The organism is Pantoea latae (assembly GCF_002077695.1).
Lineage (GTDB): Bacteria > Pseudomonadota > Gammaproteobacteria > Enterobacterales > Enterobacteriaceae > Pantoea > Pantoea latae.
Genome location: NZ_MWUE01000013.1, coordinates 48691 through 73605, shown reverse-complemented (window position 1 = coordinate 73605; position 24915 = coordinate 48691). Strand labels below are relative to the sequence as shown.

The 24915-nt window shown below is 61.5% G+C and carries 22 protein-coding genes; 9 read left to right on the top strand and 13 right to left on the bottom strand.

Going from position 1 to position 24915, the window contains the following annotated elements:
* Window positions 1-2 precede the first annotated feature (2 nt).
* Window positions 3-764, top strand: a complete 762-nt coding sequence (locus tag B2J69_RS09155; RefSeq protein WP_081138504.1) for a DeoR/GlpR family DNA-binding transcription regulator — start codon at window positions 3-5, stop codon at window positions 762-764.
* Between the two features lie 562 nt (window positions 765-1326).
* Here B2J69_RS09155 and speD read toward each other — a convergent pair.
* The 3 genes from speD to B2J69_RS09140 form a co-directional block, all read right to left on the bottom strand.
* The gene (speD, locus tag B2J69_RS09150) at window positions 1327-2136 is read right to left on the bottom strand and encodes an adenosylmethionine decarboxylase (RefSeq protein ID WP_081138501.1); all 810 of its coding nucleotides are present in this window, start codon (window positions 2134-2136) and stop codon (window positions 1327-1329) included.
* Window positions 2123-3004, bottom strand: coding sequence for a polyamine aminopropyltransferase (gene speE, locus B2J69_RS09145; protein ID WP_081138498.1), 882 nt, complete (start codon window positions 3002-3004; stop codon window positions 2123-2125). The genes speD and speE overlap by 14 nt, the downstream gene beginning before the upstream one ends.
* Before the next feature lie 106 nt (window positions 3005-3110).
* On the bottom strand, window positions 3111-3458 hold the full coding sequence (locus B2J69_RS09140) for a YacC family pilotin-like protein (RefSeq protein WP_081138496.1): 348 nt from the start codon (window positions 3456-3458) through the stop codon (window positions 3111-3113).
* Between the two features lie 179 nt (window positions 3459-3637).
* Here B2J69_RS09140 and cueO point away from each other — a divergent pair, with 179 nt between their 5' ends.
* A complete protein-coding gene (gene cueO, locus B2J69_RS09135) occupies window positions 3638-5221 on the top strand; it encodes a multicopper oxidase CueO (protein WP_081138493.1) in 1584 nt (527 codons plus the stop codon).
* Here cueO and B2J69_RS09130 read toward each other — a convergent pair whose 3' ends face one another.
* Window positions 5222-6505 (bottom strand): cystathionine gamma-synthase family protein, encoded by a 1284-nt coding sequence (locus B2J69_RS09130; RefSeq protein WP_081138490.1) that lies wholly within the window; start codon window positions 6503-6505, stop codon window positions 5222-5224.
* 269 nt (window positions 6506-6774) lie between these two features.
* Here B2J69_RS09130 and hpt point away from each other — a divergent pair, with 269 nt between their 5' ends.
* The 3 genes from hpt (at window position 6775) to B2J69_RS09115 (ending at window position 9225) form a co-directional block, all read left to right on the top strand.
* Window positions 6775-7311, top strand: a complete 537-nt coding sequence (gene hpt, locus B2J69_RS09125) for a hypoxanthine phosphoribosyltransferase (RefSeq protein WP_081138488.1) — start codon at window positions 6775-6777, stop codon at window positions 7309-7311.
* A gap of 223 nt (window positions 7312-7534) precedes the next feature.
* On the top strand, window positions 7535-8458 hold the full coding sequence (locus B2J69_RS09120) for an ABC transporter ATP-binding protein (RefSeq protein WP_081138485.1): 924 nt from the start codon (window positions 7535-7537) through the stop codon (window positions 8456-8458).
* Window positions 8455-9225, top strand: a complete 771-nt coding sequence (locus B2J69_RS09115; protein ID WP_081138483.1) for an ABC transporter permease — start codon at window positions 8455-8457, stop codon at window positions 9223-9225. Before B2J69_RS09120 ends, B2J69_RS09115 begins: the two co-directional genes overlap by 4 nt.
* Window positions 9226-9403: 178 nt before the next feature.
* Here the strand turns inward: B2J69_RS09115 and panD are convergent, their stop codons facing one another.
* From panD to thpR, 9 genes are all read right to left on the bottom strand, one after another.
* Window positions 9404-9784, bottom strand: coding sequence for an aspartate 1-decarboxylase (panD, locus tag B2J69_RS09110; RefSeq protein WP_033793535.1), 381 nt, complete (start codon window positions 9782-9784; stop codon window positions 9404-9406).
* A gap of 40 nt (window positions 9785-9824) precedes the next feature.
* Window positions 9825-10679, bottom strand: coding sequence for a pantoate--beta-alanine ligase (panC, locus tag B2J69_RS09105; protein ID WP_081138480.1), 855 nt, complete (start codon window positions 10677-10679; stop codon window positions 9825-9827).
* 15 nt (window positions 10680-10694) lie between these two features.
* Window positions 10695-11489 (bottom strand): 3-methyl-2-oxobutanoate hydroxymethyltransferase, encoded by a 795-nt coding sequence (panB, locus tag B2J69_RS09100; RefSeq protein ID WP_081138477.1) that lies wholly within the window; start codon window positions 11487-11489, stop codon window positions 10695-10697.
* Between the two features lie 88 nt (window positions 11490-11577).
* Window positions 11578-12063, bottom strand: coding sequence for a 2-amino-4-hydroxy-6-hydroxymethyldihydropteridine diphosphokinase (folK, locus tag B2J69_RS09095; protein ID WP_081138475.1), 486 nt, complete (start codon window positions 12061-12063; stop codon window positions 11578-11580).
* On the bottom strand, window positions 12060-13481 hold the full coding sequence (pcnB, locus tag B2J69_RS09090; protein WP_236722701.1) for a polynucleotide adenylyltransferase PcnB: 1422 nt from the start codon (window positions 13479-13481) through the stop codon (window positions 12060-12062). Before pcnB ends, folK begins: the two co-directional genes overlap by 4 nt.
* A 39-nt stretch (window positions 13482-13520) precedes the next feature.
* Complete coding sequence (gluQRS, locus tag B2J69_RS09085; protein ID WP_081138471.1) at window positions 13521-14450, bottom strand: tRNA glutamyl-Q(34) synthetase GluQRS; 930 nt, start codon at window positions 14448-14450, stop codon at window positions 13521-13523.
* A 71-nt stretch (window positions 14451-14521) separates the two neighbouring features.
* Window positions 14522-14977, bottom strand: coding sequence for an RNA polymerase-binding protein DksA (gene dksA, locus B2J69_RS09080; protein ID WP_033749555.1), 456 nt, complete (start codon window positions 14975-14977; stop codon window positions 14522-14524).
* Window positions 14978-15263: 286 nt separating this feature from the next.
* Window positions 15264-15968 carry a DNA/RNA nuclease SfsA gene (gene sfsA, locus B2J69_RS09075; RefSeq protein ID WP_081138469.1) on the bottom strand — a complete coding sequence of 235 codons (705 nt, stop codon included), beginning with the start codon at window positions 15966-15968 and terminating at the stop codon, window positions 15264-15266.
* 12 nt (window positions 15969-15980) lie between these two features.
* On the bottom strand, window positions 15981-16505 hold the full coding sequence (thpR, locus tag B2J69_RS09070) for an RNA 2',3'-cyclic phosphodiesterase (protein ID WP_081138467.1): 525 nt from the start codon (window positions 16503-16505) through the stop codon (window positions 15981-15983).
* A gap of 36 nt (window positions 16506-16541) precedes the next feature.
* On the opposite strand from thpR, the gene hrpB reads away from it, so the two are divergent.
* From hrpB to fhuC, 4 genes are all read left to right on the top strand, one after another.
* Window positions 16542-19025 (top strand): ATP-dependent helicase HrpB, encoded by a 2484-nt coding sequence (gene hrpB, locus B2J69_RS09065; RefSeq protein WP_081138465.1) that lies wholly within the window; start codon window positions 16542-16544, stop codon window positions 19023-19025.
* Window positions 19026-19122: 97 nt separating this feature from the next.
* Entirely contained in the window at window positions 19123-21675 is a 2553-nt protein-coding gene (mrcB, locus tag B2J69_RS09060; RefSeq protein ID WP_081138463.1) for a bifunctional glycosyl transferase/transpeptidase, read from the top strand.
* Window positions 21676-21868: 193 nt separating this feature from the next.
* Window positions 21869-24076 (top strand): ferrichrome porin FhuA, encoded by a 2208-nt coding sequence (gene fhuA / locus B2J69_RS09055; RefSeq protein ID WP_081138460.1) that lies wholly within the window; start codon window positions 21869-21871, stop codon window positions 24074-24076.
* A 41-nt stretch (window positions 24077-24117) separates the two neighbouring features.
* Complete coding sequence (gene fhuC / locus B2J69_RS09050; protein WP_081138458.1) at window positions 24118-24909, top strand: Fe3+-hydroxamate ABC transporter ATP-binding protein FhuC; 792 nt, start codon at window positions 24118-24120, stop codon at window positions 24907-24909.
* The last annotated feature ends 6 nt before the right edge of the window (window positions 24910-24915 follow it).

Here is a 24915-nt window from a genome sequence, read left to right as displayed (position 1 = left end):
ATATGAAGGGACAAAGTCGCCTTGACCAGATTATGGACTATCTGAAAAGCCATAATCTGGTGACTGTTGATCAGCTGGTGAGTGCGATCTCCGCCTCGCCAGCAACCATTCGACGTGATTTGATTAAGCTGGATAAGGAAGGGGTGATTAGCCGCAGCCACGGCGGCGTCACGCTGAATCGCTTTATTCCGGCGCAGCCCACTACGCTGGAGAAGATGCAGCGTAATCTGGCAGAGAAGCAGGCGATTGCCCATCACGCCGCTACGTTTGTACAGTCGGGCGACGCGGTGGTGCTGGACGCCGGCACCACCATGCTGGAGCTGGCGCGTCAGCTGACGCATCTGCCGCTGCGCGTGATCACCGCCGATCTGCATATCGCGCTGTTTCTTTCCGAATTCAAACAGATTGAAGTGACCATCATCGGCGGCCGCATCGACGACTCTAGCCAGTCCTGTATCGGCGAGCACGGGCGTCGTCTGCTGCGCAGCATTAACCCCGATATCGCATTCGTCAGCTGCAACTCCTGGAGCCTGGAGCGCGGCATTACCACGCCGACAGAAGAGAAGGCCGGGCTGAAGCGGGATCTGCTGGCGAATGCGGGGCGCCGTATCCTGCTGGCGGATAGCAGCAAGTATGGCTCCTGGTCGCTGTTCTGCGCCGCGCCGGTGGATGAGCTGACCGATGTAGTGACCGACAGCCGCTTAGACGATGAGGTGTGCCGCACGCTGCGCGAGCGCGGGATTGCGCTGACGCTGACGGATTAGGTTTGCTGAACGGGCTGCGTCAGCTTTTCACTGGTTGAGCTCAATAAGAGAGATGCGCGGGGAATATTACGCGTGTGAGTGGGGTTAAGCGCTGACGCTGACAAAGGTAATCCTGCTTTTTTTGCGAGAGTGAGAGGCATTTCCCGCTTGGGTTTTTAATCCGGAATACTTTTCCAAACCCTTTTTTGGCGACCGGATATAACTTATTGAAAAATAAGGTGTGGAAGTGCGTACCAAATAAAAGGGGTATAGCGCCAATAGTGCTGTTTTTTTATCGAGATATGAGTAGGTTAGTTTGGTAAGGTAACAGTTCACTGCCGTACAGGCAGCTTAGAAAAACGGGAATGAGCCGGATCTAACTGGCCTGAAGTGCACTGCCGTACAGGCAGCTTAGAAAAAACTACAAAGCAGGTTTGAGCATGTAACCGGAGTACTCTGCCGCACAGGCACCCCATCAACCCCATGGCCACAGCCCGGCAAGCGATTAACACTCACCCTAACATCCCAACCAACAAAACGGCGCGCGCCCGGCATCCTTATCCCACATTGCGCGCGCCCACGATTACACCGTCTTCAACCCCACCGCCGGAATATTGCGGCCGTAGTAAATCTCGCGCATCTCCTTCCACAGCAGGTCGGTAATCCGCTTATGCTCGGCCGGGCTGAGATCCTCCGGGCGGGTATTAAACAGGTAGTGCTTCAGGTCAAATTCCTTCAGCAACATCTTGGTGTGAAAGATATTTTCCTGATAAACGTTCACATCCACCATGTCATACATCGCCTTCATATCTTCCGACATAAAGTTCTGGATCGAATTAATCTCATGGTCGATAAAGTGTTTTACGCCGTTAACGTCGCGGGTAAAACCGCGCACGCGATAGTCGACGGTGACAATATCGGATTCCAGCTGGTGGATCAGGTAATTCAGCGCCTTTAGCGGAGAGATTACGCCGCAGGTGGAGACTTCGATATCGGCGCGGAAGGTGCAGAGTCCGCCTTCAGGATGGCTTTCCGGGTAGGTGTGCACGCAAATATGGCTTTTATCGAGGTGCGCCACCACGGAATTAGGCAGCGGGCCAGGATGCTCCGAGTTGTCGATATCTTTGGGATCGATCGGCTCTTCGCTCACCAGAATGGTGACGCTGGCGCCCTGCGGTTCATAATCCTGGCGCGCGATATTCAGCACGTTCGCGCCGATGATCGAACAGGTCTCCGTCAGGATCTCCGTCAGACGATTGGCGTTGTACTGCTCGTCGATATAGGCGATATAGCCATCGCGCTCGGCTTCAGTATTCGCATAGCAAATATCGTAAATACAAAAACTCAGGCTTTTGGTCAGGTTGTTGAAGCCATGCAGTTTAAGCTTTTGCAATTTGGTTCACCTCCTTATAAAGGGCGTTCAGCAGGTATTGCGGCAGCGCGAAACTGCCGACATGGATCGCTGGATTGTAGTAGCGGCACGGCAGGCCAGCCTCAGCGAAACGCGTCTGCAATGTGGCGAGATCGAGCTGACGCAGCGCCGCATTGTCGCTCGCCCAGGCGAAGGTCATAATGCCGCCGTAATAGGTGGGGATCGCCGCCTGATAAAAACTGACGTCGCTGAAATAGTGGCTTAGTTTACGATGGCTGTTGATCGCCTCCTCTTGCTGCAGGAAGCAGACGCCGTTTTGCGCCACGAAAATTCCGCCGGGATTCAGCGCCTTTTTACAGCCCGCGTAAAATTCCGAGGTGAACAGACTCTCGCCCGGACCGACAGGATCGGTGCAGTCGGAAATGATCACGTCGAATTTATCCTGCGTCTGGTTGACGAAGTTTACGCCGTCGTCGATCACCAGATTGAGACGCGGATCGTTATACGCGCCCTGGCTATGGTTGGGGAGATATTGCTGGCAGAAGGTCACCACGCCGGCGTCAATCTCTACCATGGTAATGCTTTCCAGCTGCTGATGACGCGACACCTCGCGCAACATCGCGCCGTCGCCGCCGCCGATAATCAGCACGCGCTTCGCCGCGCCGTGCGCCAGCAGCGGCACATGCGTCATCATTTCGTGATAGATGAATTCGTCGCGCTCGGTGGTCTGCACCACGCCGTCCAGCGCCATTACGCGGCCCATTTGCGCGTTTTCGAAGATGATCAAATCCTGATGCGCGGTCTTTTCCCGGTAAAGCTCGTTGTCGACCGTGAAATATTGTCCGAAACCGGCATGAAGGGTTTCATACCACATTTCTTTGTGCGCCATGGTGGGCTCCTCTCTGCTGACGTCGCCATGAAAAAGAGCGGCACATCATAACCAGGAGTGACCGTGCATGCACGGTCGAATGATCGGCAGAGAGGCGGGGCGCAGATTATTTAACGTAGGCGAGCAGGCTGAGGGAGTCACGCGCCAGCGACTTGCACTTTTTGTCGTTGGTGATGGCGATGCCGCTCAAATCTTTGTAGCTCGCTTCGCCGAGCGCCTTCATATTGTAGGTGGCGTAATTGCTCAAATCCCAGCGGTTCTGCTGGGCGAAAAACACCAGAGCTTTGCGGATTTGCGCATCAGGCAGATCCTGATAGCCGCAATCATTTTTCAGATAAACGAACACCGCGGTGAGATCGGCCAGATCTTCTGCTTCGGATTCGCTCAGGGCAAAGCTGGTGGAGGAGAAGCCAAAGAGTCCTGCCAGTAACAGGATCCTGATGCTTTTCTTCATAGTTATTCTCACTCATTAATCATCATGTGACGATAGCACAGTGACTGGCAGGATTCCGATTATTTTGCCGCGGCCGCCCGCGCCAGCACTTTTTTCAGGCGTTTCCGCTATCAAGGCTTGACCCTCCCGCAGGGGAAGGGTTTAGGCTGTAGGCTTCTTATCACACGGATGAATAAGCTATGCATCGTCGCCACTTTCTTAAACTGACCGCAGCGCTGAGCGCGGCCGGGGCGCTGCCGCTCTGGAGCCGCTCCCTGATGGCCGCCAGCCGTCCGCTGCTGCCGGTTCCTTCCCGGCTGGAGCCCGATCCGCGCGGGCAGATCCAGATCACCGCCATGACCGGCACCAGCCAGTGGCAGGGCAAGGATGTGCCGACGTGGGGCTACAACGGCGCGCTGCTGGGGCCAGCCATCGTGCTGCGGCGCGGCAAACCGGCGACGGTCAATATCCTTAACCGGCTGCCAGAAGCGACCACGCTGCACTGGCACGGGCTGGCGATCCCCGGCGACGTCGACGGCGGGCCGATGGCGCGTATCGAACCCGGTGCGACGCGACAGGTGAGTTTTACCCCGGATCAGCCCGCCGCCACCTGCTGGTTCCACCCGCATCTGCATGGCAAAACCGGGCATCAGGTGGCGCAGGGGCTGGCGGGGCTGATCCTGCTGCAGGACGAGGAAACCGACAAGCTGCGGCTGCCTTCGCAGTGGGGCTCGGACGACGTACCGCTGATTTTTCAGGACAAGCGACTGACGCAGGACGGCGGCCGCATTGACTACCAGCTCGACATCATGAGCGCCGCGGTAGGCTGGTTCGGCGACATGATGCTGACCAACGGCGTGCAGTATCCGCAGCAGGCGGTGCCGCGCGGCTGGCTGCGCCTGCGCCTGCTGAACGGCTGCAACGCGCGCTCGCTGCATATCGCCGCCAGCGACAACCGTCCGCTCTATGTGATCGGCAGCGACGGCGGCCTGCTGGCGGAGCCGGTCAAGGTCGCCTCGCTGCCGCTGCTGCCAGGCGAGCGCTTCGAGGTGATGGTCGATACCTCCGACGGCAAAAGCTTCGATATCGTCACGCTGCCGGTCGAGCAGATGGGCATGACGCTGGCGCCGTTCGACCAGCCGCTGCCGCTGGTGCAGATCCTGCCGCTGCGCGTGATGGCAAGCGCCACGCTGCCAGATAGTCTGGTGAAGCTGCCGCCGGTGCCTTCGGCGGAAGGCGCCAACGCGCGCTGGCTGCAGCTGATGATGGATCCGCAGCTCGATCGGCAGGGCATGGCGGCGCTGATGCAGCGCTACGGCGATAAAGCGATGGGTGCGTCGCACGGCGATCACGCCATGTCGTCAAACGGCGGCGACGCGATGAAGATGGCGGGCCACGATATGGCGGGGATGCATAGCGCGCACGGCGCAGGCTATGACTTCCACAACGGCAACAAGATCAACGGCCAGGCCTTTAACATGGCGAAGCCAATGTTCAACGTCACGCCCGGCCAGCTGGAAAAATGGACCATCTCCGGCGAAGGCGACAAGATGCTGCATCCTTTTCATATCCACGGCACGCAGTTCCGTATTCTGTCGGAAAACGGCAAGCCGCCTGCGCCGCACCGTCAGGGCTGGAAAGATATGGTCAATGTCGACGGCTGGCGCAGCGAAGTGCTGGTGCGCTTTGACCACCGCGCCGCCGCCGAACACGCCTATATGGCGCACTGCCATCTGCTGGAGCATGAAGACACCGGCATGATGCTGGGCTTCAGCGTCGGCTGATCAGGCCTGCGCCAGCGCCAGGCGAATGTCCTCTATCAGATCGCCGGCGTTCTCGATGCCGATCGAGAGGCGAATGGTGGCGTCGCTGATGCCAATGCGCTCTCTGACCGCCTCCGGCACGCCGGAATGGGTGGTGCTGCCGGGATGGCTGGCCAGCGACTCGGTGCCACCCAGGCTCACCGCCTGTTTAAACAGCACCAGCGCGTTAAGGAAGCGGAACGCGGCGGGCTGTCCGCCGACGATATCGAACGAAAAGGTCGAGCCGGCGCCGCTGCACTGCTGGCGGAAGGTGCGTCCTTCGGCGCTGTTTTCGTCGAGGTAGGGCAGCCACTGCAGCTTCGCCACCTTCTCATGGCCGCGTAAGAAGGCGGCCACCGCCTCGGCGTTCTGCCAGGCCTTCTCCATACGCAGCGACAGCGTCTCCAGCGAGCGGCCGATCATCCAGCTGGAGTGCGGATCGAGCTGGGTGCCGATGGCGCTGCGCAGCGAACGCACCTGGCTAATCAGCGCCTTGCTGCCCAGCGCCGCACCGGCGATCAGGTCGGAGTGGCCGCCGACATACTTAGTTAGCGAGTAGAGCGAGATATCGGCGCCGAAATTCAGCGGACGCTGGAACAGCGGGCCGAGCAGCGTGTTGTCGCAGGCGACCACCGGACGCGATCCCTGCTGCTGGCCAATCTCGTCGGCGATGCGTGCAATCAGCGCGATGTCCACCAGACTGTTGGTGGGGTTGGCCGGGGTTTCAATCAGGATCAGCGCGACGCGGCCGAGGCTCAGCGCCTTCTGCGCGGCGGCGCGCACCTTCTCCTCATCGGTGCCGTCGCTGAAGCCCACCGGCTCGATATTCAGGTTGTGCAGGGTTTTGCTCAGCAGCGTCTCGGTGCCGCCGTAGAGCGGCTGCGAGTGCAGGATCACATCGCCGGGGCGCGCAAAGGTCAGCAGCGTGGTGGAGATGGCCGACATGCCCGACGAGAAGAGGGCGCAGCTCTCCGCCTCTTCATAGATCGCCAGCCGATCTTCGACGATTTCGCTGTTGGGATGGTTGAAGCGCGAATAGACCAGGCCGCCGCTTTTGCCTTCCGGCGGCTCGCGGCGTCCCGCCACGTAATCGAAGAAGTCGCGTCCCTCTTCGGCGCTATTGAAGACAAAGGTCGAGGTCAGGAAGACGGGCGGTTTGACCGCGCCCTCCGACAGGCGCGGATCGTAGCCGTAGTTGAGCATCTGGGTTTCAGGATGCAGCTTGCGATCGCCAATATGGTTTTTTTTACTGGAGTTATGGGACATGGGATCTCCTGCTCAGGGCAGATGTAAGGTAAGGATATGTTGAGCACAGGCTAACACGTAGCGAATTGTTCTGTTAAAGGCCGGTAAGTTCTAAGTTTATACCTTCCGCTCACCCCGCGGTCGCCCGCGGCGTCGCGCCGCATCTCGCCGCGTCTGGCAAGCTGTGATACTCTCCTGCGAATCGCCCCGCTCAGATCTGAGCGGGTTCTCTCTGTTCATCCGCTGCTGAGGATGAACGATCCCTTTAAAATCAACGAGAAGTACAGGTTTTGAAACATACTGTTGAAGTGATGATTTCCGAAGAGGCGATCGCGACGCGCATTGCCGAACTGGGTAAAGAGATTTCCGAGCGCTATCGCGACAGCGGCAGCGAGATGGTGCTGGTCGGGCTGCTGCGCGGCTCCTTTATGTTTATGGCCGATCTCTGCCGCGCCGTCGAGGTGCCCCACGAAGTCGATTTTATGACCGCCTCCAGCTACGGCAGCGGCATGTCCAGCTCGCGCGACGTGAAAATCCTTAAGGATCTCGACGAAGATATTCGCGGCAAAGATGTGCTGATTGTGGAAGATATCATCGACTCCGGCAACACGCTGAGCAAGGTGCGCGAGATCCTGCGCCTGCGCGAACCGAAGTCTCTCGCCATCTGCACGCTGCTGGATAAGCCCGAGCGACGCGAAGTCGAGGTGCAGGTGGAGTATGTCGGTTTCGCCATTCCTGACGAGTTCGTGGTCGGCTTCGGCATCGACTACGCCCAGCGCTATCGTCATCTGCCCTATATCGGCAAAGTGGTGCCGCTCGAATCCTGAGCCTGACCGCACAATCTTCCAAGGCCGACCGCGTCGGCCTGGTGTAGGCTGTGCTCCGATTCAGGAGTTCAGCCTTCACCTCCGCAAAAAAGTGCCCATCCAGGAAGATTTTACGCTCAGGGTGGCTCATCATAAGTAGCAACGTTGCGGCGACATCGCGTCAGCCAGCGGCTCGCTATGTCCATCGCGACACACCGACATTAAAACAGGATATGGATTCGGAATGACTTATGCACTGGAACTTTCCCGGCTGACCAAGACCTATTCCGGCGGCGTGCAGGCGCTGAAAGGCATAGATCTTAACGTCGAAGCCGGCGATTTTTATGCGCTGCTGGGACCAAACGGCGCGGGTAAATCGACCACCATCGGGATTATCAGTTCGCTGGTGAATAAATCAGGCGGCAGCGTGCGCGTGTTCGGCTACGACCTGGAGAAAGAGGTGGTCAACGCCAAACGCCAGCTGGGTCTGGTGCCGCAGGAGTTTAACTTCAACCCGTTCGAGACCGTGCTGCAGATCGTGGTTAACCAGGCGGGCTACTACGGCGTTGAGCGCCGCGACGCGCAGCAGCGCGCGGAGAAGTATCTGACGCAGCTCGATCTCTGGGGCAAGCGCAACGAGCGCGCGCGCATGCTCTCCGGCGGCATGAAGCGCCGTCTGATGATCGCGCGCGCGCTGATGCATGAGCCGAAGCTGCTGATCCTCGACGAACCGACGGCGGGGGTGGATATCGAGCTGCGCCGCTCGATGTGGACCTTCCTCAAAGAGCTGAACGAAAAGGGCACCACCATTATTCTGACCACGCACTATCTGGAAGAGGCGGAGATGCTGTGCCGCAACATCGGCATTATCCAGAGCGGCGAGCTGGTGGAGAACACCTCGATGAAGGGGCTGCTGGCCAAGCTGCAGTCGGAAACCTTTATTCTCGATCTCGCGCCGGGCAGCGCGCCGCCGACGCTGGAAGGGTTTCAGTATCGACTGGTGGATGGTGCGACGCTGGAAGTGGAAGTGATGCGCGAGCAGGGTCTGAACAGCGTGTTCGGCCAGCTCAGCGCGCAGGGCGTGCAGGTTCTGAGCATGCGTAATAAAGCGAACCGCCTGGAAGAGCTGTTTGTCAGCCTGGTGCAGGGCAAAGGAGTGAGAGCATGACGCATTTGTACTGGGTGGCGCTGAAGAGCATCTGGGCCAAAGAGATTAACCGTTTCGCCCGCATCTGGATCCAGACGCTGGTGCCGCCGGTGATCACCATGACGCTCTATTTTATTATTTTCGGCAATCTGATCGGCTCGCGCATCGGTGATATGCACGGCTTTAGCTATATGCAGTTTATCGTGCCGGGTCTGATTATGATGGCGGTGATCACCAACGCCTACGCCAACGTCGCCTCGTCGTTCTTCAGCGCCAAGTTTCAGCGTAATATCGAAGAGCTGCTGGTGGCGCCGGTGCCGACACATATCATTATCGCTGGCTATGTCGGCGGCGGCGTGGCGCGCGGCCTCTGCGTCGGGGTGCTGGTGACGGCGATTTCGCTGTTTTTCGTGCCGTTCCACGTCCACTCCTGGTCGATGGTGGCGCTGACGCTGCTGCTGACGGCGATCCTGTTTTCGCTGGCCGGGCTGCTGAACGCGGTGTTCGCCCGCACCTTTGACGATATCAGTCTGATCCCGACCTTCGTGCTGACGCCGCTGACCTATCTGGGCGGGGTGTTCTACTCGCTGACGCTGCTGCCGCCGTTCTGGCAGGCGGTGTCAAAGCTGAATCCGATTGTTTATATGATCAGCGGCTTCCGCTTCGGCTTCCTCGGCATCAACGATGTGCCGCTGGTGTTTACCCTGTCGGTGCTGATCGCCTTTATCCTGGTGTTTTACATACTGGTCTACACGCTGATCCAGCGCGGACGCGGCCTGCGCACCTGATAAAAAAAGCAGCCGGATGGCTGCTTTTTTTTCAGACGGCTCAGTAGCCTGACAAGTGGGCGACGTGAACCGAAGAGCAAAGCGTCCCACGCCATGGAAGGCGTGTGCCGAGCGGGCAGGGATCCCGTCTTTTGCGTCTTTGCGATCGGTTCACGTCGCCCACGTAAGCACATTACCCTCAGGCGACCTGCACCGGCAGCGCCTTCGCCAGACGCTTCATCTCGTTGTCACCCTCAAAATAGGCGACCTTCGGCTGCCACTGGCGCGCCTCTGCATCTTCCACCTGCACGTAAGAGCAGATAATCAGGATATCTCCTTCGCAGGCGCAGCGCGCGGCGGCGCCGTTCACCGAAATAATCTTCGACCCGCGTTCGGCGGCGATAGCGTAGGTAGAGAAACGCTGGCCGTTGGTGACGTTATAGATATCAATGGCCTCATACTGCAGGATGCCGGACGCGTCGAGGAAATCCTGATCGATGGCGCAGGAACCTTCATAGTGCAAATCCGCCTGGGTCACTTTCACGCGGTGCAGCTTGCCTTGTAAAACGGTACGAATCATAACCAGAAGACCTTGTTGTTCTGCCTGAAAACGACCCCGCTTACTGCGTCAGGTCGACCTGTTGATTATCAATAAGACGCGCCTTGCCCAGCCAGGCGGCCATCAGGATCACCGCGCGACGGCTCTCTACCGTCAGCGGCTCCAGCGTGCTGGCGTCGCAAATCGCCAGCCCGTCCGGGCGCAATCCTTTCTCGCTAAGCTCCGCCTCGGCGGCCTCGATAATCTCTTCAATATGGCGTTCGCCGTTGGCGAGGCGCGCCGCCATGCCGTTCATCACCTGCGCCAGCACGGGCGCCAGCTGACGCTCTTCCGCGCTGAGATAGCCGTTGCGCGAGCTGAGGGCCAGACCATCTTTGGCGCGCACCGTCGGCACGCCGACAATCTCGATATCGAAGCCCATATCCGCCACCATTTTGCGGATAATCGCCAGCTGCTGAAAATCCTTTTCGCCGAAGCAGGCGATATCGGGCTGCACCAGATTAAACAGCTTGCTGACGATGGTGGCGACGCCGCGAAAATGGCCGGGACGGCTGGCGCCTTCCAGCAGCGACGAGAGGCCAGGCACCTCGACGAAGGTCTGGTTCTCCAGCCCCTGCGGATAGACTTCCGCAGGCGCTGGCGCGAACACCACGTCGACGCTGCGGCGATTCAGCTTCTCGCAATCCTCCTGCAGCGTGCGCGGATAGCGCGCCAGATCGTCGGGGCGATCGAACTGCATCGGGTTAACGAAAATAGAGACGACGACGATGTCGCCGCGTTCGCGCGCCTCGTCCACCAGCGTCAGATGACCGTCATGCAGATTGCCCATGGTCGGCACCAGCGCGATGCGTTTTCCTGCCTGACGCCAGCGACGGATTTCACGGCGCAGCATCGGCAGCGTTTCAATGATCAGCACGGTAAGGCTCCCTTATTACTGGAAACTGTGTTCAGCCGCAGGATAGGTTCCCGCTTCGACTTCGGCGATATAGTGACGGATGGCGGCGCGGATGTCGCCCGCCTCGGCGAGAAAGTTTTTCGCGAATTTCGGGATATGGCCACCGGTAATGCCGAAGGCGTCATGCATCACCAGAATCTGGCCGTCGGTTACGTTGCCTGCGCCGATGCCGATCACCGGAATGGTCAATGCCTGGGTGATGCGCTGCGCCAGCGAAACCGGCACGCACTCCAGCACCATCAGCTGCGCGCCTGCGGCTTCCAGCGCCAGCGCGTCGGCCAGCAGCCGTTCGGCGGCCGCCTCGTCGCGGCCCTGTACCTTATAGCCGCCGAAGATATTCACCGACTGCGGCGTCAGGCCGAGATGGCCGCACACCGGCACCGCGCGCTCGGTGAGCATACGCACCGTCTCCGCCAGCCAGGCGCCGCCTTCGAGCTTCACCATATTGGCGCCGGCGCGCATCAGCTGCGCGGCGCTGTCGAAGGTTTGCTGCGGCGTGGCGTAGCTCATAAAAGGCAGGTCGGCCATCACCAGCGCCTGCGGCGCGCCACGACGCACGGCGGCGGTGTGATAGGCGATATCGGCGACGGTCACCGGCAGCGTCGACTCATGGCCCTGCACGGTCATGCCGAGGGAATCACCGATCAGCATCACCTGAATGCCTTCGTCGGCGAACAGGCGTGCGAAGCTGAAATCGTAGGCGGTCAGGGTGGCGAACTTACGTCCGGCGGCTTTCCACTGACGCAGATGAGAAATAGTGGTGGGTTTCATTGCGCTCTCAACTCAGGTATTTCAGATGGGCGCAGTGTACTGGATAGCGCGGGAGAGCGGAATCTCCTGCGTATCAATCTGTGCGGCGTCAGCCGTGCCAGGGACAGATGGCGCTGGCGTCGAGGCGCGCCAGCAGGTCGCGCAGCGGGCGGCCGTCTGGCAGCGTCACGTCGGGCGCGATGGCCAGCAGCGGCACCAGCATAAAGGCGCGGTTGTGCATATCGTAGTGCGGCACGGTCAGGCGCGGCGTGTTGATGATTTGCGCGCCGAACAGCAGGATATCGATATCGAGCGTGCGCGGTCCCCAGCGCTCCGCTTTGCGCACGCGGCCGTGCTCCAGCTCGATGCGCTGGGTGTGATCCAGCAGGGCTTCCGGCGTCAGCGCGGTCTCCAGCGCCACCGCCGCGTTCAGGTAATCCGGCTGATCCGGTGGACCGTAAGGCGGCGTGCGGTAGAAAGCGGAGGTGGCGACGCGCGCGGTGTCAGGCAGCGCGTCCAGCGCCCGCAGCGCCGCGTCGACCTGATGCAGCGGATCGGCAAGGTTGCTGCCGAGCGCCAGGTAGACGCGGGTCACGAGGCGTTCTGGCTGTCGCGGCGCGGCGCGGCGGGACGGCGGCGCGGACGACGCGTTTTGCGGCGCGGCGCCGGGTCGTCACCCAGCGTATTGAGCATGGTTTTCTGCTGGGTCGGCGCGGCGGCCTGGAACTCGCCCCACCAGTGGCTAAGGCGGATCAGCTCCGGGTTGTTCTCGACTTCAGCGCGCAGCGCCAGCAAATCGTAGGCGGCGCGGAACTTCGGATGCTCCATCAGCTTCCAGGCGCGTTTGCCGTGACGGCGCGACATGCGCAGCTGCAGCTGCCAGATATCGCGGATCAGCGTGGTGATACGTTTTGGGATCGCCAGCGCGCGGCAGGCTTCATCCAGCGTATCGTTCATCGCCATGGCAAAGGCGTCGAAATAGGTCAGGCCGCTCTCTTGAGCAATGCGCTGCGCCGCTTCGAGCTGCGGATACCAGAACATCGCCGCGAACAGGAAGGCGGGATTGACGCGCATATCGTTATGGATGCGGGTGTCGGTGTTTTTCAGCACCTGCGCCACCATACGCTCCATAAAGCTGTCGCCCTCATCGGTGAAGTTGCGCGTAATGGTGGGGAACAGTGGCTGGAACAGCTGGAATTCACGCAGCTTGATATAGGTACTGTAGCCGTAGCCCGCCTGCAGCAGCTTCAGCGACTCTTCGAACAGGCGCGCCGGCGGAATGTCGCGCAGCAGCGTGGCGAGGCGCGGGATCGGCTCGGCGGTCTCTGCGGCGATCGACATCTCCAGCTTGGCGGCGAAGCGCACCACGCGCAGCATGCGCACCGGATCTTCGCGGTAGCGCGTTTCAGGATCGCCAATCAGGCGGATCACGCCCTGCTGCAGATCCTGCAGGCCGCCCACGTAGTCGCGCACCGTAAAGTCGGCGACATTGTAGTAGAGGCTGTTGATGGTCAGGTCGCGACGCTGGGCGTCATCTTCGATGCTGCCGAAGATATTGTCGCGCAGCAGCATGCCGCTCTGGGCGCGCTGCGACTGATTGCGATCTTCTTCGGCATCCTCTTCGGCCTGATGATGGCCGCGGAAGGTGGCGACCTCAATTACTTCAGGACCGAACATGACGTGCGCCAGACGGAAGCGACGCCCGACCAGACGGCAGTTGCGGAACAGCTTGCGCATCTGCTCTGGCGTGGCGTTGGTGGTGATGTCAAAGTCCTTGGGCTTTTTACCCAGCAGCAGGTCGCGAACGCCACCGCCCACCAGATAGGCTTCATAGCCTGCTTTGTTCAGGCGATAGAGTACCTTGAGGGCATTTTCGCTAATGTCTTTGCGCGAGATGTTATGGCTCTCACGAGGGATAATGGTCATCTGATGACGCTCAGCTTCAACCTCGACGGGCGCCTCCTCATCACGCATGAGGACTTTCCGGCAAAAATTAGCAACTCGGGTAAAAATGGGACACCTCGACAGCGACGTAAAGTGGTGTAAATAAAATCAGCGGCTAATCATAGCCTGTTGCGAATCATTTAGGAATGGTGTTGTCGGCTCTGCCGGTTTCAGGGCGTTCTCACGGGGTATCAAAGCGATATTCCACTGTGAGATGGCGCTTTCCAGCAGTTTCTCCTGCGTTTCGCTCTCCCAACCCGCCACGACCGGCTGCCCGAGAAAGCGCAGCGCCTGCACCAGCAGCGGACGCGGGTCGCCAGCGGGCAGCGACGGCGCGTGATTCTGCTTCGACAGCTTATTGCCGTCGGCAGCGATCGCCAGCGGCAGATGCAGATATGCCGGCACCGGCCAGCCGAACTGCTGGTAGAGCGCGATCTGCCGCACCGTCGGCTCAATTAAGTCGGCGCCGCGCACAATCTCTGTGACGCCCTGGAAGTGATCGTCCACCACCACCGCCAGGTTATAGGCGAAGAGGCCGTCGCGACGATGAATAATAAAATCTTCCTGCGCCAGGCGCGCATCCACCGACAAATGACCGCGCAGCTGGTCGTCAAAGCTGAAAACCGGCGCATGCTGGCGCAAACGCAGCGCGGCGTTGTCCGCTGGCAGCTGGCGATCGCGGCAGTGGCCGTCGTAAAAGCCGCCGATCTGCTGGATGCGGCGACGCGTGCAGGTGCAGTAGTAGCTCTGGCGATGCGCCTGCAGCCAGGCGAGCGCCTCGCGGTAGGCTGCATGGCGCTGCGACTGCCACAAGACGTCGCCGTCCCAGTGCAGGCCGTAGTGCTCCAGCTGATGCAGAATGCGCGTGGCGGCGCCGGCGACTTCACGCGGCGGATCGATATCCTCGATGCGCACCAGCCAGCGGCCGTGCTGCGCGCGCGCGCTAAGATAGCTGCCAAGGGCGGCAATCAGCGAGCCGAAATGCAGTTCGCCAGACGGAGAGGGGGCGAAACGCCCGATGCAGGGAAGCGTAGACATAGGCGGTAAAGTTCACCGCACAGCGGGGCGACAGCATGCTGTTCCGCAGTGCGGTGAGATCAGGCGTGGCATTAGCCAGCCATCTGTTTCTCGCGGATTTCAGCCAGCGTTTTGCAGTCGATGCAGAGATCGGCGGTCGGACGCGCTTCGAGACGGCGGATGCCGATCTCCACGCCGCAAGACTCGCAGTAGCCAAAGTCGTCATCTTCGACTTTCTTCAGCGTTTTCTCGATCTTCTTGATCAGCTTACGCTCGCGGTCGCGGTTACGCAGTTCGAGGCTGAATTCCTCTTCCTGCGCGGCGCGGTCAACCGGATCGGGGAAGTTCGCTGCTTCGTCCTGCATATGCGAGACGGTGCGGTCAACTTCATCACGCAGCTGATTGCGCCAGGCTTCCAGAATCTTGCGAAAATGTTGCAGCTGGGCTTCGTTCATATACTCTTCGCCCGGCTTCTCCTGGTATGGCTCCACCCCAGCGATGGCGAGAATACTCAGGGACGATGTTTTACGGTTTTGCCCTTCTTGCATGTTGTTTCTCCTGGATAACACGCACTATACCTTTTGTGGTTCAGCGACGGCGATTAAGCGTCAGGCGGTTGAGTGTAGTCAGTGCGCTACATTTTGCCTGGCAACTTTCGCCGCGTTGCCACAAATGGGTACATCGATCCCCCTACGGGGAAAAACAGGCCGCTATAAATAACAGAAGCAGTCAAGGTTGGCAATTATTGATGATCGCACCTTGACAAGCCTGTGAGGAACAGCGTATTTGGCGCCTCGCGTTAACCATTCATACCACAACAATTTGCAAAAGATATTACAAGGTTACGGTAACCGGCATTTTCAGAAACAGGCCTGCCGGCGATAAATCCGCGCGATACGCCAGGATCTCTACGCCATCCTGCTGCGCCTGGACCAGTTGGTCTGCGTAACGTGCGTCGATGTGGCGCGCGGGGGAAACGTCCTCAATCCCCGAGTGCAGAACCGCAAACAGCAAAACAGCCCGGTGGCCGGCAGCCGCGACGGCGCTTAGCTCGCGCAGGTGCTTCTGGCCTCGAACCGTCACCGCATCCGGAAAATAGCCTTTTCCTTGATGTAAAAGGGTCACGGACTTGACTTCAATATAGCAGTTGCGCCTGTCGCCTGCCTGAAGCAGAAAATCGATGCGGCTTTTCTCCGCGCCATATTTCACTTCCGCCTGGCAGCGTTGATAACCGGATAACGCCGGGATGAGATCCGCCGCCAGCGCCTCTTTCACCAGCTGGTTGGCGCGCAGCGTATTGACGCAGATCCAGTGGCCCTGTTGCGTTTCGGTCAGCTCCCAGCTGTGTGGGTATTTGCGCGTCAGGTTGTCCGAGGTGGAGTACCACACCGTATCGCCCGGCGTGGCGCAGCCGGTCATGGCGCCGGTGTTGGCGCAGTGGATGGTCAGGGTTTCCCCTTCCGGCGTCACCACGTCGGCGAGAAAACGCTTATAGCGGGCGATGAGTCGGGCGGGCTTCAACGGCGGTGAAAACAGCATAGCGCTCCAGAGTCAGGTCAGCGGCCAGCTCGCCAGCGCCTGATAGCGCGTGCGGCCGCGCGCATAGTGCGACGAAAACAGCGAAAAGTGGTCGACGCGCAGGCGCCAGTGAAAGCCGCGCGGCGGCAGCGCGATGCGCGGCGCGGCGTCGCGCAGCAGCGTCACGTGCGGATGAAACGGCTGCGCGCTCTGGGCGCAGCCGTGACGCGCCGCCTGGGCGCGCAGCAGATCGGCAAGCTGCAGCAGGCCGCGGGGCGGCCGCTGACAGCCGAGCCACACCACGGCAGGGCGCGGCCAGTGTCCGGCGTCGTCCAGATCGAGATCGAAGGCGGGCTGTTCGATGCGCGCCGCCAGCTGCTGCAGCTTCTGTGCGGTCTCGCTTTTCACCTCGCCGAGAAAGGCGAGCGTCAGGTGCAGGTTGGCCGCCGCGATGGGGCGGCCGGCGTCGTCGGGGAAGCGATCGGCGCGCCAGCGCACCAGCTGCTGCTGCAGCGCGTCAGGCAGCCCGATGCCAAAAAACAGGCGTTGCGTCTCCATGGCGGTCTCCGGCAATCCTCGCGGATGAGTGCTACAATGCGCGCCATCTTAACACAGGCTGAACGGGAGTTTGCCGTGAGTGATTTACCGGTCAGCGCCGTGCTGCCCGACCTGCTTCAGGCGCTCGACGTCGCGCCGCAAATCCTGCTGGCGGCGCCGACCGGCGCGGGCAAATCAACCTGGCTGCCGCTGCAGCTGCTGCAGCAGGCCAGTCTGCCGGGCCGCATTATTATGCTGGAGCCGCGTCGGCTGGCGGCGCGTAACGTGGCGCAGCGCCTGGCGGAGCAGCTTGGCGAGCAGCCAGGCGGCACCGTCGGCTATCGCATGCGCGGCGAAAACTGCGTCGGGCCAGCTACCCGGCTGGAAGTGGTGACGGAAGGGATGCTGACGCGCCAGCTGCAGCGCGACCCGGAACTCAGCGGCGTGTCGCTGGTGATCCTCGATGAGTTCCACGAGCGCAGCCTGCAGGCGGATCTGGCGCTGGCGCTGCTGCTCGACGTGCAGCAGGGGTTGCGGGACGATCTGAAAATTCTGCTGATGTCGGCGACGCTCGACAACGCGCGCCTCTCGGCGCTGCTGCCCGATGCGCCGCTGATCGTCTCCGAAGGGCGCAGCTTTCCCGTGACGCGGCGTTTCGCCTCGCTCAGCACCACGCTGCGCTTCGAAGAGGCGGTGGCGCGCGAAACGGCGCAGCTGCTGCGCGAAGAGAGCGGCTCGCTGCTGCTGTTTCTGCCCGGCGTGGCGGAGATTGAACGGGTGCGGCGCGAGCTAGAATCCCGCGTGGCGGAGGATGTCGACCTTACGCCACTCTACGGCGCGCTGCCGCTGGCGGCGCAGCGCCGCGCCATCTTGCCTGCGCCGCCCGGCCGCCGCAAAGTAGTGCTCGCCACCAATATCGCCGAAACCAGCCTGACCATTGAAGGGATTCGGCTGGTGGTGGACAGCGCGCTGGAGCGCACCGCGCAGTTCGACGCGCGCAGCGGCGTGACGCGGCTGCTGACCCAGCGCATTAGCCAGGCGTCGATGACGCAGCGCGCCGGCCGCGCCGGGCGTCTGATGCCCGGCATCTGCCTGCATCTGATCCCTGAAGAGCAGGCGTCGCGCGCCGCCGCGCAGAGCGAGGCGGAAATGCTGCACAGCGATCTCGCCGCGCTCTGGATTGAGCTGCTGCAGTGGGGCTGCCGCCAGCCGGATCAGCTCACCTGGCTCGACGCGCCGCCGGAAAAACATCTGCACGCGGCGAGGCAGTTGCTCATGCAGCTTGGCGCGCTGGAAGAGAACGGTGGCCTGAGCGTGCTGGGACGCCGCATGGCACAGCTCGGCACCGATCCGCGCCTCAGCGCCGTGCTCTGCGCCGCCGGTCAGGACGCCGACGCGGTCGCCAGCGCCGCGCTGCTGGTGGCGATCCTTGAGGATCCGCCGCGCAGCGGCAGCCCGGATCTACGCGACGCGCTGCACCGTCCGCAGCCGCAGTGGCAGCGGCGGGCGAAGCAGTGGCAGACGCGGCTCGGCGTCAGCGGCGGGCGCGTCGATGAAGATCGCTTTCCGGCGCTGCTGGCGGCGGGCTTCGGCGACCGGCTGGCGCGTCGCCGCGACAGCGGCGGCCGCTATCAGCTCGCCAACGGGCTGGGCGCGATGCTCGATGGACAAGAGGGGCTGAACCGCTATGAATGGCTGCTCGCGCCCGCGCTGCTGCAGGGCAGCGCCACGCCCGACGCGCGCATGCTGCTGGCGCTGCCGATCGATATTGACGCGCTGCGTCAGGCGCGACCGACGCTGGTCGAGGTGCGCGCCGAAGTCGAGTGGGACGAAGAGAAGGGCACGCTGCGCGCGCTGCGCCGCGAGCAGATCGGCGCGCTGGTGCTGAAGGCGCAGCCGATGGCGCGCCCGGAGCCCGAGGTGCTGCACGCGGCGATGCTGCGCTGGATCGCGCAAAAAGGGCTGGCGGTGCTGGGCTGGAGCGAGGCGGCGCAGCAGCTGCGCGTGCGGCTGCAATGCGCGGCGCAGTGGCTGCCGGAAGAGGGCTGGCCCGCGGTCGACGACGCGTCGCTGCTGGCGACGCTCGACCGCTGGCTACTGCCGGAGATGGGCGCGGTGCGCGATCTCAAATCGCTGCAGGCGGTCAACCTTGTCAGCGCGCTATTACATTTGCTCACATGGTCACAACGTCAGCGGCTGGATAGTGCGCTGCCAACTCATTACACTGTGCCCACCGGAAGCCGGCTGCCGATTCGCTATCACGCCGATAAGCCGCCCGCGCTGGCGGTGCGTATTCAGGAGATGTTCGGCGAGGCGAGCAATCCTGCGGTGGCGGAAGGGCGCGTGCCGCTGGTGCTGGAGCTGTTGTCGCCCGCGCAGCGGCCGCTGCAGATCACCCGCGACCTGGCCGCCTTCTGGCGCGGCGCATATCCTGAAGTGCAGAAAGAGATGAAAGGGCGCTATCCCCGCCATCCCTGGCCTGACGATCCGGCCAGCGCCTTGCCCACAAGGCGCACGAAAAAATATTCCCCGCAAGGTTGAGCCCGCTGGATCGATTTAGGAGGGTTCCGCCATGCGGACGCGGTAAAAGTCGCTAGAGTATCGGCGCAGCCAACGTAATGCCTGGAGAATGAAACCAATGTCTGGGAACGATCGCGAACCCATTGGGCGCAAAGGAAAACAACCCAAGCCGCCGCGTAACGCTACGCGTCGGGGTCGCCGCAGGGATGAAGACGATTTTGAACAAGATGATTTTGACGATGAGGTCGAGGAGAAAGCGCCTGTGCCGCGTAAAAGTAAAGGAAAGCGTCCGCCGCGCGGGAAGCGCCGCTGGTTAGGCTGGTTGATCAAGCTGTTCCTCGTGTTTGTGGTGATTATGGCCGCCTGGGGCGTCTACCTCGACTCGGAGATCCGCGCCCGCATCGACGGCAAAGTGTGGCAGCTGCCCGCGACCGTCTACGGCCGCATGGTCAGCCTTGAGCCTGGCATGGCCTATAACAAGAAAGAGATGATCGCGCTGCTGGAAGGCACGCAGTATCGCGAGGTGTCGCGCATTACGCGTCCCGGCGAATTCTCGGTTAAAGGTAACACCATCGATCTGCTGCGCCGTCCGTTTGACTTCCCGGACAGCAAAGAGGGTCAGGTGCACGCGCAGATGGTGTTTGACGGCGACGAGCTGGGCGAGATTAAAAACCTCGACTCCGGCCGCGACTTCGGCTTCTTCCGCCTCGATCCGCGCCTGATTACCATGCTGCAGTCGCCGAACGGCGAACAGCGCCTGTTCGTGCCGCGCGCCGGCTTCCCGGATCTGCTGGTCGACACGCTGATCGCCACCGAAGACCGCCACTTCTACGAGCATGACGGCATTAGCCCCTACTCGATCGGCCGCGCCTTCCTCGCCAATATCACCGCCGGCAAAGCGGTGCAGGGCGGCAGTACGCTGACGCAGCAGCTGGTGAAAAACCTGTTCCTGACCAACGAGCGTTCGCTGTGGCGTAAAGCGCGCGAAGCCTATATGGCGGTCATTATGGACGCGCGCTACAGCAAGGATCGCATTCTGGAACTCTACCTGAACGAGGTTTACCTCGGCCAGGCGGGTAACGACCAGATCCGCGGCTTCCCGCTGGCGAGCCTCTACTACTTTGGCCGTCCGGTCGACGAGCTGAGCCTCGATCAGCAGGCGATGCTGGTGGGGATGGTGAAGGGCGCCTCGCTCTACAACCCGTGGCGTAATCCCAAGCTGGCGCTGGAGCGCCGTAACCTGGTGCTGCGTCTGCTGCAGCAGCAGAAGGTGATTGACCAGGAGCTGTACGACATGCTTTCGGCGCGTCCGCTCGGCGTGCAGCCGAAAGGCGGCGTGATCACCCCGCAGCCCGCCTTTATGCAGATGGTGCGCAGCGAGCTGCAGGCGAAGCTGGGCGACAAGGTCAAAGATCTCTCCGGCGTGAAGATCTTCACCACGCTCGATCCGGTGTCGCAGGATGCGGCGGAGAAGGCGGTGCTTGACGGCATTCCGGCGCTGAAAAAACAGCGCGGCCTGAAAGATCTGGAAACCGCGATGGTGGTGGTCGATCGCTTCAGCGGCGAAGTGCGCGCCATGGTCGGCGGCGCGGATCCGCAGTTCGCCGGCTATAACCGCGCGCTGCAGGCGCGTCGCTCTATCGGCTCGCTGGCGAAGCCGGCGACCTACCTGACCGCACTCAGCCAGCCGAACACCTATCGTCTTAACAGCTGGATCGCCGATGAGCCGATCGCGCTAAAACAGCCGAACGGCAGCGTCTGGAAGCCGATGAACGACGATCGTCGCTTCAGCGGCAAGGTGATGCTGGTGGACGCGCTGACCAACTCCATGAACGTGCCGACGGTTAACCTCGGCATGACGCTGGGACTGGACGCGGTGGTGGATACCTGGACCAAACTGGGCGTGCCGAAAGATCAGCTCAACCCGGTGCCCTCGATGCTGCTCGGTGCGCTTAACCTGACGCCGATCGAAGTGGCGCAGGCGTTCCAGTCGATCGCCAGCGGCGGCAACCGCGCCTCGCTGTCGGCGGTGCGCTCGGTAATTGCCGAAGACGGCAGCGTGCTTTACCAGAGCTATCCGCAGGCGCAGCGCGTCGAGCCGGCGCAGGCCGCCTATCTGACGCTCTACACCATGCAGCAGGTTGCCGATCACGGCACGGCGCGTGCGCTGGGCGCGCGCTATCCGAAGGCGCATCTGGCGGGTAAAACCGGCACCACCAACGACCTGATCGACAGCTGGTTCGCCGGGGTCGACGGCAAGGAAGTCGCTATTACCTGGGTCGGCCGCGACAACAACCAGCCGAGCAAGCTCTACGGCGCCAGCGGCGCGATGCAGATCTATCGCCGCTACCTGGATAACCAGGCGCCGATGCCGCTGGTGCTGACGCCGCCGGAAGATGTCTCGATGATGAACGTCGACACCGCGGGCAACTTTGTCTGCGGCACCGGCAGCAGCACCTGGCGCTCGCTGCCGGTGTGGGCGCTCGATCCCGATGCGCTCTGTCAGCAGCAGCAGCAGCTGTTCCAACAGCAGCAACAGCAGCAGCAGCAGGAGATGCTGAACCAGCAGCAAAACCAGCAGCAGATGCAGCAGCAACCGCAGCAGCAGCCGGAGAAGAAAGAGGGCGACGGCGTCGCGGGCTGGATTAAAGATATGTTCGGCGGTAACTAAACCACCGGTTAAAAAGGGCGCTAAGGCGCCCTTTTTTTGTGCCCGATCAATACTGCGCGAATGCCCGCCAGACGGCGCTGCGCGCGGGATTAACGCTTGCGGAAAACGCGCAGTTTCGCCTAAAATCCATCCGGCATAATAATCATTCTCGTTTCCATTCGCCTGCCCACTACTTTATTCAAGAGACACTACTATGAATGCGCGAACGACTTTTCCTTGTTATCTGCGCGGCGTTTTTTCCCGCCGCCCGCTGGCTTTAAGCATTGCCGTGATTGTTGGTTCAGTGAGCGCCTCAGCGCTGGCTGAGGAGACGCTGGTGGTTTCCGCGGCAGGCGGCGCCGAGGCGGCGCAGGAGAGCGCATGGGGACCGGCGCCGACCATTGCCGCGAAAAAGAGCGCCACCGGCACCAAAACCGACACGCCGATTGAGAAAAACCCGCAGTCGGTGTCGGTGGTAACGCGCGAGGAGATGGAGACGCGGCAGATCGCCTCGGTGAAAGAGGCATTTAACTACACGCCGGGCGTATTGACCGGCAACCGCGGCAGCTCCGGCGTTATCGACGCGCTGTCGATTCGCGGCTTTAGCGAAACCAACACCAACCAGTATCTTGACGGCCTGAAGCTGCAGGGCGACAACTATTCCGAATTCGCCATCGATCCTTACTTCCTTGAGCGCGCCGAACTGCTGCGCGGGCCGGTGTCGGTGCTCTACGGCAAGAGCAATCCCGGCGGCGTGGTGGCGCTGGTAAGCAAGCGTCCGACGCAGGAGACGCTGCGCGAAGTGCAGTTCCAGATGGGCAGCGACAACCTCTTTTCCACCGGCTTCGACTTTGGCGGCGCGCTGGATGACGACGGCGTCTACAGCTATCGCCTGACCGGCCTTGCCCACAGCGCCGACGCGCAGCAGGAGATGAACAAAGAGAAGCGCTATACCATCGCGCCCTCCTTTAGCTGGCGTCCTGACGCCAACACCCGCATCGACCTGCTGACCTATTTCCAGAATGAGCCGCAAACCGGCTACTACGGCTGGCTGCCGCGTCAGGGCACGGTGGTGCCGATTACGCGCGCGGACGGCAGCGAATATAAGCTACCGACCAACTTCGACGAAGGCGAGCAGAGCAATAAGATCTCGCGCAATACCAAAATGATCGGCTACAGCGCCGAGCACAGCTTCAACGACACCTGGACGGTGCGTCAGAACCTGCGCTACGCCGATCTGCGCACTAACTACCGCAGCATCTACGGCAACGGCTTCGACGCGGCGACCCAGTCGATTACGCGCGGCTCGGCAGTGTCGGACGAGAAGCTAAACCAGTTCGCCGTCGATACCCAGGCGCAGGCGAAATTCGCCACCGGCGCGCTGGATCATACGCTGCTGCTGGGCGTGGATTATCAGCGCACGCGTAATGATATCAATGCGCAGTTTGGCTCGGCCAGCAGCCTGAACGCCATTGCTCCGCAGTATGGCGATGAGAGCGTCACGCCGTATGACCCGTATCAACATCTCAATAAACAGCGCCAGACCGGCCTCTATGTTCAGGATCAGATGGAGTGGGACCGCTGGGTGCTGACGCTGGGCGGCCGCTACGATTACGCGATGACCTCGGTGTACGATCGCTATAACGGCACGCTGAGCCGCCAGAACGATCAGGCCTTTACCTGGCGCGGCGGGTTGAACTATGTATTCGACAACGGTATCGCCCCTTACTTCAGCTACAGCGAAGCCTTCATTCCTAATTCGGGTTCGACCTATGAAGGTCAGGCCTTCGATCCGTCGCGCGCCAAACAGTATGAAGCGGGCGTGAAATATGTGCCGAAGGATCGTCCGATCACGATGACCGCAGCGGTTTATCAGCTGACGAAGACTAAAAACCTGACGGCGGATCCTGATACGGTAAACCATCCGTTCGCCAGCGTGCAGAGCGGCGAAATCCGTTCGCGCGGCGTCGAGCTGGAAGCCAAAGCGGCGGTAAACGCCAATATCGACCTGACGGCGTCCTACACCTACACCGACGCGGAGTACACCCATGACACGCAGCTGAAAGGCCGCACGCCGGTGCAGGTGCCGAAGCATATGGCGTCGCTGTGGGCGGACTATAGCTTCCATGAAACCGCGCTCTCCGGCGTCACCGTCGGCGCAGGCGTGCGCTACGTCGGCGAAAGCAAAGGGCTATACAGCACCGGCACGCAAACCAACCAGAACTTCGACGTTGCCGGTTACACCACGGTGGACGCGATGCTGAAATACGATCTTGGCCGTTTCGGCCTGCCGGGCTCCTCGGTGGGCGTCAACGTGAAAAACCTGTTTGACCGCGACTATGTCGCCAGCTGCTACCGCGACTACGCCTGCTACTGGGGCGCAGAGCGTCAAATCGTCGGCACCGCCACTTTCCGTTTCTGATGCAACCGGGCGCTGCGGCGCCCGTTTAACCTGGGATAACCATGCAGCCTCCGCACGACGCAGCCACTTTTACGCTGGATAATGTCAGCTTTCACGTGCCCGGCCGCACGCTGCTGCATCCGCTCTCGCTCACCTTTCCGCCTGGCAAGGTCACCGCGCTTATCGGCCACAACGGCTCCGGCAAATCCACCCTGCTTAAGATGCTGGGCCGCCACCAGAACGCCAGCGAAGGCCGCGTGCTGCTTAACGGTAGTCCGGTCGAGGCGTGGAACGGCAAAGCCTTCGCGCGCGAGGTCGCCTATCTGCCGCAGCAGCTGCCCGCCGCCGAAGGCATGACGGTGCGCGAGCTGGTGGCGATTGGTCGCTACCCGTGGCACGGCGCGCTGGGCCGCTTTGGTCAGGAAGATCGCGTGCGGGTAGAGGAGGCGATCGCCCAGGTCGGGCTGAAGCCGCTGGCCGCGCGTCTGGTGGATAGCCTCTCCGGCGGCGAACGTCAGCGCGCCTGGCTGGCGATGCTGGTGGCGCAGAACAGCCGCTGCCTGCTGCTGGACGAGCCGACCTCGGCGCTGGATATCGCACATCAGGTCGAGGTGCTGGCGCTGATCCAGCGCCTCAGCCGCGAACGTGGCCTGACGGTGATCGCCGTGCTGCACGACATCAATATGGCAGCGCGCTACTGCGACCATCTGGTGGCGCTGCGCGGCGGCGAAATGATTGCCGAAGGGGCGCCGGACGCCATTATGCAGGCCGAGGTGCTGGGCGCGATCTACGGCATTCCGATGGGCATCCTGCCGCATCCGCAGGGCGGCGCGCCGGTCAGCTTTGTCTACTAAGGACCC